Genomic DNA, 10819 nt, shown 5'->3' with positions numbered 1-10819 from the left:
TGATCGATCTCACCGAATTGCGCCCTGAATTTTTGACAGCCCGACCAAACCTTTTTTCGTTTTTTGACCAATTGCGTGACAATCAGGTGATGCCCGAACCAAAGAACTATGCATCCTGGCGCGAACGCATTGCTGATATGATTTCAGCCGCGAGTGATGACAATTTCAATGAAACTTGGCATCTTCCTAACGGGCTCACTTATCGCATTTCGGGCAGGCCCCATCCTGACGGCGCGATTGCCTTCCTGTTCGAGGACATCAGCGCCGAAATTTCCCTGACACGTAGATTTCGAAGCGAAGCAAGTGTCACCCGCTCTGCTCTGGACGCCTTGAACGATAGCCTCGTCATTTTTAACGCAGCCGGACTCATCCAACAATGTAACCGACCGATGCTGGATTTCCTCAAGCTCGATGAAGATCACCCCGTGGAGCAGCTAAGCGCGCAAGATCTTACGCGTCATTGGCAAGACAAATTCCGACCTAGTCCTGTTTGGGGCGAAATCAGGGATTTCATTTCCGGTCAATCCGACAGGGAGATTTGGGGTGCCAAATTACAGCATATCGATGGGCGAAATTTCACTCTACAGGTAACGCCAATCGCCTCTGGCGCAACCCTTGTCACGCTAAGCGCACTCGCCATCGATGTCTCTGCGATTGATCCAGCACCGCGCAAACGCAAACGATCCAGAACTGTGGCCGCCTAAACGCATTTCACGGTTTCCCCGCTGACAAAAGCGCCCTACCTTGGCGCCATGTCGAACACCGCGCCCTACATCATCGCCCACAACACAGAGCAAACCGCTGAATTCGCGGCCAATCTCGCACGCGTTTTACGTGCCGGCGATACAATATTGCTGCAGGGGGACATCGGCGCCGGCAAAAGCTATTTCGCGCGCGCCCTCATTCAGTCTTTGCAAGACGTCCCAGAGGATGTCCCATCACCGACCTTTACACTGGTTCAAACCTACGAAACCCGCGCAGGCGAAGTTTGGCACGCTGACCTTTATCGCCTTTCTGATCCCGACGAGGCAGAAGAGCTCGGTCTCACCGAAGCTTTCGAAACCGCAATTTGTTTGATCGAGTGGCCTGATCGGCTCGCTGACCTCACCCCAGGGGATGCAGCAACTCTTTCGTTCGAAACAACTGAAATTGAGGACCAACGCAAGATCACCCTTTCAGGCGGATCAGAGGCGCTGCAACACAGACTATTCAAGGCCATAGCATGAGTAACAGAGAAGACATCATTTCAGAATTCATGGCAACGACGGATTGGCGAAACGCAACGCGTGCGCCGCTCGCTGGCGATGCCTCTATGCGGAAGTATCAACGCGTAGGCAGTGGAGCCGACGGGCGGGGCGCTGTTTTGATGGATGCCGATCCCGCGCTTGGCAATGATGTGCGTCCCTTTGTTGAGATCACGAATTATCTACGCTCCATCCAGCTCAGCGCACCTGAGGTTTTCGCAGAAGATGAAGCAAACGGGCTTTTGCTGATCGAGGACCTTGGTGATGATTTGTTCGCGCGTGTTGTCCTTGCAAAACCTGCACTTGAGCAACCGCTTTATGAGGCGGCGACAGACGTTCTATTAGACTTGCACACTGCAAAACCTCCTGCGCTGAAGCCCTATGACACTGCCTTCATGACAAAGATGGCTGCGCTTGCCTTTGATTGGTATAAATTCGGGGTTGAGGACGGCGTTGACGAAAACACAAAGGTTGCCTTTGAAACCGCTTTTACAACCTTGTTAGACTCTAAAGTCAGCGCACCTAGTGTCCTTATCCAACGTGATTACCATGCGGAAAACCTTCTGTGGCTCCCTGCGCGCTCAGGCGTATCGCGGGTCGGATTGCTGGATTATCAAGACGCCCTTTTGGGCCACCCCGCCTATGATCTCGTATCACTCTTAAAAGACGCGCGTCGTGATGTCCCCCTACCGATTGAAGAGGCAATGATCGCTCGTTACATCGCTGCATCCGGCAGGGACGATACCGAATTTCGTGATGCTTATCATGTGCTCGGTTTACAAAGAAACCTGCGCATTCTGGGGGTCTTTGCACGGCTTTCCATGCACTTCGGCAAACCTTCCTATGTTGATCTGATCCCACGTGTTTGGGGTCTTGTGGAGCGCGATCTAGACGCCCCTGTGAACGCCCCTGTAGCGGACATTTTGAAGAAAGCCCTGCCCGCGCCAACCCCTGAAATCTTGCAAAGGCTCAAAGACAAATGCGCGACTATCCCAACGCTATAATGTTCTTTGCTGCGGGTTTCGGTACCCGGATGAGGCATTTAACCAAAGATCGGCCCAAACCTCTGGTGAGGGTTGCTGGCCGCGCGTTGCTCGATCACGCCATTGCACTTAGCGATGACATCGCACTGGACCGCAAAGTCGTGAATTGCCATTACTTTCCCGATCAGATCAAAGCCCATCTCGCCGCGCGACAGGACATCACGATTGTCTACGAAAACGGTGATATTCTGGAAACTGGGGGCGGCTTGAAAAACGCGCTTCCTCTCCTCGGGGCTGGCCCCGTTTTCACCTCGAACACTGACGCTGTTTGGAAGGGCACGAACCCCCTTCAAGAACTGCTAAACGCATGGAACCCCGAAAAAATGGATGCGCTTTTGCTCTGCGTGCCAAAGCGAAACGCAATTGGCCACACCGGCAAGGGCGACTTTCTGATCGATCAGGACAATCGGTTAACTTATGGCGCTGGCGATATTTACACGGGCGTTCAAATCATCCGCACCGACCGGCTGTCTGAAATTTCTGAAACGTCTTTCTCTGTTAAACTCCTGTGGGAAAAAATGCTTAAGCAGCGCCGCATCTTCGGTGTGCGCTACACTGGAAAATGGTGCGATGTTGGTTCGCCGGAAGGGGTAAAATTGGCCGAAGACATGTTTGAGACACCTGATGTTTGAGCCCCAAGACAACGCGCGCGTTTTCGCCCTCGAACTTGGTGTCGATTTTCCCACCGCGCTCGTCTCTGGCCTACGCAAGAAGATGGCAGGTCAGCCGCCTGAGGCCATAGCCCGCGTTCAGCTAATCGTTAACACAGCACGAATGCGCAGGCGCGTAACTTCGCTCTTTACCGATGGGACTGCGCAACTTTTGCCGCAAATCACATTGCTCGGGGACTTAGGAAAAGACCCAAAGTTCCACTCAATTCCACAGGCTGTTTCACCGCTCGCGCGGCGGATTGAATTGATTTCGCTCGTGGATGCCTTGTTGCGGCAAAACCCGTCGCTTGCCTCGCGCAGTTCACTGTTCGATCTCGCGGATTCGCTGGCAACCTTGATGGACGAAATGCAGGGCGAGGGCGTGTCGCTCGCGGACATTGATGCACTCGACGTCTCTGACGGGTCAGGCCATTGGAACCGCGCGAAGGAGTTCATCTGCATTGTCGGCAGTTTTCTTGATCTGTCCCAAGAACCGCCCGATGCACAGGCCCGCGCGCGCGCTGTTGTTTTGGCTCAAATTGCCGATTGGCAGGCTAATCCGCCCGAACATCCGATCATTCTCGCAGGCTCGACCGGATCGCGGGGCACGACAGCGCTGCTCATGCAGGCCGTCGCTCGCCTTCCGCAGGGTGCGGTGATCTTGCCAGGCTATGACACCGATATGCCAAAGGAGGTCTGGAACGAACTCAGCGCAGAGCATCCGATGCGCATGTCACCAGAGGATCATCCTCAGTATCGTTTCGCAAAGATTCTCAAAGATCTCAATTTAGAGACTGATAAAGTCCCGCTTTGGGAGACAACTCCCCCCGCCAGTGCCGCGCGCAACAAGGTTGTATCGCTCGCCTTGCGCCCTGTTCCTGTCACCGATGGTTGGCTACGTGATGGTCCAAAACTTAGCGATCTGCCTAGCGCGATGGGCGGTGTAACGCTGCTCGAACCACAGACGAGCCGCGAAGAGGCGCTTGCTATCGCAATGCGTCTGCGACTAGCGGCAGAAGATGGCAAGACCGCCGCATTGATCACACCTGACCGAATGCTAACACGGCAGGTCACAGCTGCATTAGACCGTTGGAATATAACGCCAGACGACAGTGCCGGCACACCACTGCAGCTCTCTCCCCCCGGTCGTTTTTTACGTCATGTGATGGAGCTGTTCCTAAGGCCACTCGACGCCGAAGCGCTGCTCACGCTGCTCAAACACCCGTTGACCCACTCCGGTGAAGATCGCGGGGATCATTTGCGTTTGACCCGCGAACTTGAATTATCGATCCGTAAGTACGGGCCAGCCTTTCCTGACACAGACAGCCTGAACCAATGGGCGAGTAAGACCAAGCTTGAGGGCGCTGTTGAATGGGCGTGCTGGGTTGCCAATACCTTCTGTGGACACATGCGCGAGGGGCTGCAAAACGCGACCGAATTGGCCGAACAGCATATCGCGTTGGCGGAACGCATTTCGCAAGGGATGAATGGGGACGGCACTGGCGAGCTTTGGCAGGAAGGGGCAGGTCGCGAAGCGTTGAAGCAGTGGCATGCATTGCACCCCGTCTTGGAAAATCTACCTGATCTCAACGCCCGCGATTACGCCGATTTGTTTGGCGGTATCCTTTCCCGCGGTGAGGTACGCAACCCTGACAGTGGACATCCCAATGTTCTGATTTGGGGTACGCTTGAGGCGCGCGTTCAGGGCGCGGATGTTTTGATCCTCGCTGGCCTCAATGAGGGCAGCTGGCCTGAAGCGCCCAGCCCCGATCCGTGGCTGAACCGCCGTATGCGCCAAGGCGCTGGTTTGCTCCTGCCGGAACGGCGCATCGGTCTGTCTGCGCATGACTTCCAACAAGCGATTGCAGCGCCTGAGGTCTGGCTCACCCGCGCGCAGCGCTCCGATGATGCACAGACGGTGCCGTCTCGTTGGCTCAATCGGTTAACCAACCTCATGGGCGGTTTGCCGGACCAGAACGGACCAGAGGCGATTGAGCAAATGAGAGCGCGCGGCGACGCATGGCTCAAACGCGCCCGTCTTTTGGAAGAACCGATTGAAAGCCCTGCTGCAAAACGCCCTTCTCCGAGACCCGCGATTGAAGCGCGGCCTAAACAGTTGTCTGTGACGGAAATCAAAACTCTCGTGCGCGATCCCTATGCGATTTACGCCAAACACGTTCTTGGTCTCGCGCCGCTAGATGGTCTGGTCAAAACCGCCGACGCGCGCCTGCGCGGCATTGCGGTGCATCAGGTCTTTGAGGACTTCGTAAAAGGATGGAAAACCGCTAACAGCGCCGAAGATTTGATGGCGCTCGCGACCCGTATTTTCGAGGACGATGTTGATTGGCCCTCTGCCCGTCTGATGTGGGCCGCACGTATAGCACGCCTTGCTGATGATTTCGTCGCGGAAGAGCGTGAAAGGCAGGCAAACGCCGTTTCCTCACATATCGAGGTGAAGGGAAAAAGCACGCTACCCGATCTCGGCTTTACCCTAACTGTGAAGGCGGATCGCATCGATCTTAATGAACGCGGCGGTGCGCATTTGTACGACTACAAGACAGGTGCAATTCCGTCTAAACCTCAACAGCTCGCCTTTGACATGCAGCTTTTGCTAGAGGCGGCCATGGCCGAACGCGGCGATTTCGACGGGTTGCATCCGCGCCATATCGAAGGGGCCACTTATCTGGGGGTCGGCACTGGTGTGAAGTCCGTGAAAGCGCCGCTCGATGAAAAGCCAACAGCGCAAGTTTGGAAGGAGCTTTACAAGCTCATCTCCGACTATCAAGACCCTAACAAGGGATTTACGGCCCGACGTGCAATGGAAAAATCCAAGAGCTTTGGCCGTTACGACCAGCTTTCCCGCTTTGGTGAGTGGGATGAAACCAGCCTGCCAGATGATGGGGAGGTCACGCCATGATCGCGCGTAACGATGCCACCCAAGCGCAAGTCAACGCTGCGCGCCCACATATGTCCACTTGGCTGTCCGCCAACGCGGGTTCGGGTAAAACACGCGTTCTGACGGATCGCGTTGCACGGCTCTTGCTTGCCCAAGTTCCCCCCGAACGTATCTTGTGTCTGACCTACACCAAGGCCGCCGCCGCAGAGATGCAGAACCGTCTGTTCAAGCGGCTTGGTGAATGGGCGATGCTTGATGATGACGCCTTGCGTGCTGCCCTGCGCGAACTGGGGGAAGAAGGCAATATCGATGGCGAAGCGCTGCGCATGGCGCGCACGCTTTTTGCTGCCGCGATCGAGGCGCCGGGTGGCTTGAAGATCCAAACCATCCACTCTTTCTGCTCAACCGTTTTGCGCCGCTTTCCGCTAGAGGCAAACGTCAGCCCACAATTCGCAGAAATGGAAGAACGCGCATCGGACCTCCTGCGTGAAGAGATCATCGAGGATATGGCAAGCGGCGCAGATGCGCAGTTGATCATGAACCTTGCAACGGTCACGGGTGCCTACGATCTAACAGCGCTCAGCGGTGAAATCGTCCATCACCGCAGCGCGCTTTTGACGCCGCCGACCGATGATGCCGTTTATAAGGCCTTCGATCTTCATCCCTTGATGGACGATGATACCATCGCAGCGTCCGTCTTTATGGGGGGTGAGGCAAAGGTGCTGTCCGCGCTTATCCCCGTCCTGAACGCATCCGGCGTGAACGATGTGAAACTCGCGGCGAAATTAGCCAAGATTGGCGACCTCAATGCGAAATCCCTTAGCGCGTTGGAGGGTGCTTTCCTCACTGCCAAGGGCGTTTCAAAGGCAGGTAAGGTTCCCGCCAAAGGCGCACAGAAGAATTTCCTCGGGTATCAAGCGCAGCTGGATGCATGGATTGCCCGTATTGAAGCCGCGCGTAGTGCACGACTAAAACTCGCCGCGGTTAAAAAGACGCTGCACCTCAATCGTTTCGCAACTGTCTTTTTGAAGAAATATGAAGAGCGTAAACAAGCGCGCGGATGGCTCGATTTCGACGATCTGATCCTCAAGACCCGCGATCTGCTCGCTAAATCCGAAATGGCGCAATGGGTGCTCTACAAACTAGACGGCGGCATTGATCATATCCTTGTGGATGAGGCCCAAGATACCAGCCCTGCGCAATGGGATGTGGTTGAACGGCTCACCTCAGAAATCACCGCAGGTGAGGGTGCACGCGGTGAGGTTCCGCGCACGATCTTTGTGGTCGGTGATAAAAAGCAATCGATCTATTCCTTCCAAGGGGCAGACCCCCGTGAATTCGACCGCATGCGCGGTGAGTTTGAAACGCGCCTTAGTCCTACCAATTCACCGCTCATCGATGCAGAGCTGCATTATTCCTTCCGCTCTGCCCAGTGTATTCTGGAACTCGTTGATCAAACGTTTGAGGGACATGTACCTGCAGGTTTTGGCGGTTCGTCGCATCTTGCCTTTGATGGTGGCCCCCCTGGCCGCGTCGATATTTGGCCCGCGATCCCGAAGGCAGAAAAATCTGATGATGATGCCGATTGGTCTGACACGATTGATAAGCTGGGGGAGAACGACGAAACCGTTCTGATGGCCCGCCGCATCGCGGATGAAATTGGCCGCATGACGGGGATTATAGGCGGTCGACCCGAAGCGATCTTTGATGATGGCAAATTCCGCGCCGTGAGACCCGGCGATGTGTTGATCCTCGTGCAGCGTCGCTCTGATCTGTTCGAAGAAATCATTCGCGCGTGCAAAGCCGCTAATCTGCCAATCGCAGGTGCTGATCGTCTTAAGGTCGGCGCTGAAATGGCGGTGCGTGATTTGCAAGCGCTGCTCAGTTTCCTTGCGACGCCTGAAGACGACTATGCCCTAGCTGTCGTGCTGAAATCGCCCTTGATCGGGTGGAGCGAAAAGCAGCTCTTCACCCTCGCACATGATCGCAAAGCACGGTTTTTATGGCAGGAACTTAGGGGCCAGAAAGACCAACATCCTGAGGTCTTCGCCCTGCTCGAAGATTTACGTGCACAGGCCGATTTCTTGCGCCCCTATGATTTGATCGAGCGCGTTCTAACACGTCACGAAGGGCGCAGACGGTTCATCGGGCGTTTGGGGCGTGAGGCCGAAGATGGCATCGATGCATTGCTGGCCCAAGCGCTGTCATTTGAGCAAAGCCGCATTCCTTCGCTAACAGGGTTCCTGACGTGGATGGAGAGCGATGATCTGACCATCAAGCGGCAGCTTAGCCAAGATCGCGACGAAATTCGGGTGATGACGGTGCATGGTTCAAAAGGTTTGGAAGCGCCAATCGTTATCATGCCAGAGACCCAAAAACGCAAAAGCCCCGCAGGTGGATCGATTATCGAAACAAGCGAGATGGCCCTTTGGAGCGTGCGCAATGATGATGCGCCTGACATAATTCTCACCGCTAAAGCCCAGCGCGAAGAAAAGCAGGCCGAAGAACGCATGCGTCTGCTGTATGTTGCGATGACGCGTGCTGAAAAATGGCTCATCCTTGGGGCTGCTGGGGATTTGGGGAAAGCGGATGAGGACAGCTGGTACGGAATGGCCAGCGCCGCTGCGCGCAAACGACCCTATGTCGAACATGATTTTGGCTTTGGTCTGGGCATTAGGATCGAACCTGTGCCGTGGGGCGAAATTGAGCACGCCGAAACGCCGTTACAAGCGGTCGAGACATCCCAGCTTGAACCTATGTTCCGCGAGGTTGCTGGTAAGCCAAAAGAGCAGACCGACTTTGTGACGCCCTCTGATCTTGGCGGCGCTAAGGCACTGCCCAGCGAACATGCGCTGGATGAAGAGGCCGCAAAGCTACGCGGTACGCAGGTTCATTTGCTGCTTGAACACTTCGCAGCAACACCTAGCGCCAGTTGGAAAGAAATTGCCGAAGCTTTGCTACCCGAAACGGCCAACATTCCCGAACTCTTTGAGGAGGCCAGCCGCGTTGTTGCGCATCCTGATTTAGGTTTCCTCTTTGCCAAAGGTACGCTCGCAGAGGTTCCCATCACCGCACCTATCGCGCAAATGCAGGATCAAACGCTCTATGGCATCGTGGACCGCTTGGTGATTACTGAAAGTGACGTTTGGGTAGTTGATTTCAAATCCAACATCGCCGTTCCCCAAAACGCAACTGACTGCCCTGAAGGCGTGTTGCGTCAAATGGGGGCCTATCTTGCCGCGCTCAAACAAATTTATCCAGACAAGCGCATTCGCCCTGCAATCGTTTGGACGCGGAATACCTCCTTGATGGAACTGCCCAGCGATCTGGTTGAGCAAAGTCTTCACAGGGTCGTGTGATCTATCCTGCTTGACGCCAGCACCCCCAATACCTAGGTTCATCCAGCAAGATTTTCCGCAGTCCTTTAGGAGACGCCCCATGGCTACCGTTGCCGTCACAGACGCCACATTTGACGCTGAAGTCAAAAATTCTTCCGTTCCTGTTGTTGTAGATTTCTGGGCCGAATGGTGCGGACCCTGCAAACAGATCGGCCCAGCATTGGAAGAGCTGTCCGCAGAATATGGCGACAACGTTAAAATCGTTAAAGTCGACGTAGACAGCAACCCGAACTCCGCAGCTGCCATGGGCGTGCGCGGTATTCCGGCGCTCTTCATCTTCAAAGACGGTCAGGTTGTATCTAACCGCGCTGGCGCAGCACCAAAAGCCGCGCTTCAGAGCTGGATCAACGACGCGATCTAAGCCGAATTCACAAGTTAACCTAAGGGCGTGCCATCGGCGCGCCCTTTTGTTTTTTGCGCCGCTTTCTTGCACCCTGCCACTCCCCCCGCCATATAGATCGTAACGAATGAGGAGACAGGTATGAGTAGCGACGAATTTCCCGGTTGGCACGGCACGACAATTATTGGCGTTCGCAAAGGCGGCGAAGTGGTTATCGCTGGCGATGGTCAGGTTTCTCTTGGTCAAACCGTGATCAAGGGCACCGCGCGCAAGGTACGCCGTTTGTCCCCCGGTGGTTATGACGTTGTTGCTGGGTTTGCGGGTTCTACGGCTGACGCCTTTACCCTGCTCGAACGGCTTGAGGCAAAGCTGGAAGCAACCCCAGGCCAATTGGCGCGTGCTTCTGTTGAATTGGCCAAAGACTGGCGCACGGATAAATATCTGCAAAAGCTAGAAGCGATGTTGATCGTCACCGATGGTAAGGATTTGTTTGTGATTACCGGCGCTGGCGATGTGCTGGAGCCTGAACATGACGTGACTGCGATTGGTTCTGGCGGGAACTACGCGCTCGCAGCGGCCCGCGGTATGATGGATGGCGATGGCAACGCCGAAGAGATAGCACGCAAGGCTATGGCGATTGCGGCTGACATTTGCGTCTACACCAACGGCAAGCTCACTGTTGAAAGCATCAAAGCATGAGTTTGGACAAAGACGACATACGCGCAGCCGTCGCGGCCAATGTGTTAACAGAACCGCAAGCTGCGTCATTGATGGCGCTCGCGGATAAACGTCGCGGCACGCGGGAAAACATGGATGGGCTTGATGAGCCGTTTGAGCTGTTCCGTGGCTTCAATGAAGTGTTCATCGTGATTGGCCTTGGTATTCTTTACGCGGGTTGGATGGGTCTTACAGGCATTAATGTCTTCACAACCGACAGCGCAAATTTCACTTTTGTGCTTTACGGCGCAATTTCCGTTGTAGTCACCTATTTTCTAGCACGTTATTTTACGCTGAAACGCCGCATGGTTGCGCCATCGATTATGCTCGTTGCTTTGATGGTGATTGGTGGTCTGCAAGTCGGGGCTGGCATCGGGAACGGATTAAACCTTAATAGCGCTCTTTTGCTTGCGTTTGCAGCTGGCTTTGCCACCGTTCTTCTTGGGTTCTTCTACTTAATCTTTCGCATTCCAGTAACAGTCTTCTTCATTGCGCTTGGCGTCTTTGTCAGCGTTGGCGCCCTATTTGTTC

The 10819-nt window shown here is 54.9% G+C and carries 7 protein-coding genes and 2 pseudogenes; all 9 read left to right on the top strand.

Annotation, left to right across the window (positions count from 1 at the left end):
* A pseudogene (locus ABJQ89_RS06420) lies at window positions 1–704 on the top strand (diguanylate cyclase); the annotation flags it as partial.
* A gap of 48 nt (window positions 705–752) precedes the next feature.
* Window positions 753–1226, top strand: coding sequence for a tRNA (adenosine(37)-N6)-threonylcarbamoyltransferase complex ATPase subunit type 1 TsaE (gene tsaE / locus ABJQ89_RS06415; protein WP_348495439.1), 474 nt, complete (start codon window positions 753–755; stop codon window positions 1224–1226).
* Window positions 1223–2248 carry a phosphotransferase gene (locus ABJQ89_RS06410; RefSeq protein WP_348495438.1) on the top strand — a complete coding sequence of 342 codons (1026 nt, stop codon included), beginning with the start codon at window positions 1223–1225 and terminating at the stop codon, window positions 2246–2248. Before tsaE ends, ABJQ89_RS06410 begins: the two co-directional genes overlap by 4 nt.
* Window positions 2224–2919, top strand: coding sequence for a nucleotidyltransferase family protein (locus ABJQ89_RS06405; RefSeq protein WP_348495437.1), 696 nt, complete (start codon window positions 2224–2226; stop codon window positions 2917–2919). Before ABJQ89_RS06410 ends, ABJQ89_RS06405 begins: the two co-directional genes overlap by 25 nt.
* On the top strand, window positions 2912–5854 hold the full coding sequence (addB, locus tag ABJQ89_RS06400) for a double-strand break repair protein AddB (RefSeq protein WP_348495436.1): 2943 nt from the start codon (window positions 2912–2914) through the stop codon (window positions 5852–5854). Before ABJQ89_RS06405 ends, addB begins: the two co-directional genes overlap by 8 nt.
* Window positions 5851–9192 carry a double-strand break repair helicase AddA gene (gene addA, locus ABJQ89_RS06395; RefSeq protein ID WP_348495435.1) on the top strand — a complete coding sequence of 1114 codons (3342 nt, stop codon included), beginning with the start codon at window positions 5851–5853 and terminating at the stop codon, window positions 9190–9192. The genes addB and addA overlap by 4 nt, the downstream gene beginning before the upstream one ends.
* A 79-nt stretch (window positions 9193–9271) precedes the next feature.
* Entirely contained in the window at window positions 9272–9592 is a 321-nt protein-coding gene (gene trxA / locus ABJQ89_RS06390) for a thioredoxin (protein ID WP_348495434.1), read from the top strand.
* Between the two features lie 120 nt (window positions 9593–9712).
* Window positions 9713–10270 carry an ATP-dependent protease subunit HslV gene (gene hslV / locus ABJQ89_RS06385; protein ID WP_348495433.1) on the top strand — a complete coding sequence of 186 codons (558 nt, stop codon included), beginning with the start codon at window positions 9713–9715 and terminating at the stop codon, window positions 10268–10270.
* Window positions 10267–10819 (top strand): annotated as a pseudogene (locus tag ABJQ89_RS06380) (hypothetical protein); the annotation flags it as partial. The gene hslV and the pseudogene ABJQ89_RS06380, both read left to right, overlap by 4 nt.

This window comes from Planktotalea sp. (assembly GCF_039984035.1).
In the GTDB taxonomy this organism is placed as follows: Bacteria; Pseudomonadota; Alphaproteobacteria; order Rhodobacterales; family Rhodobacteraceae; genus Planktotalea.
The sequence above is the reverse complement of the archived record's forward strand: the minus strand, read 5'-3'. Positions and strand labels throughout refer to the sequence as shown.

Coding starts and splice junctions, on each gene's coding strand:
- tsaE (WP_348495439.1), top strand. CDS start 753: ATGTCGAACACCGCGCCCTACATCATCGCCCACAACACAGAGCAAACC.
- ABJQ89_RS06410 (WP_348495438.1), top strand. CDS start 1,223: ATGAGTAACAGAGAAGACATCATTTCAGAATTCATGGCAACGACGGAT.
- ABJQ89_RS06405 (WP_348495437.1), top strand. CDS start 2,224: ATGCGCGACTATCCCAACGCTATAATGTTCTTTGCTGCGGGTTTCGGT.
- addB (WP_348495436.1), top strand. CDS start 2,912: ATGTTTGAGCCCCAAGACAACGCGCGCGTTTTCGCCCTCGAACTTGGT.
- addA (WP_348495435.1), top strand. CDS start 5,851: ATGATCGCGCGTAACGATGCCACCCAAGCGCAAGTCAACGCTGCGCGC.
- trxA (WP_348495434.1), top strand. CDS start 9,272: ATGGCTACCGTTGCCGTCACAGACGCCACATTTGACGCTGAAGTCAAA.
- hslV (WP_348495433.1), top strand. CDS start 9,713: ATGAGTAGCGACGAATTTCCCGGTTGGCACGGCACGACAATTATTGGC.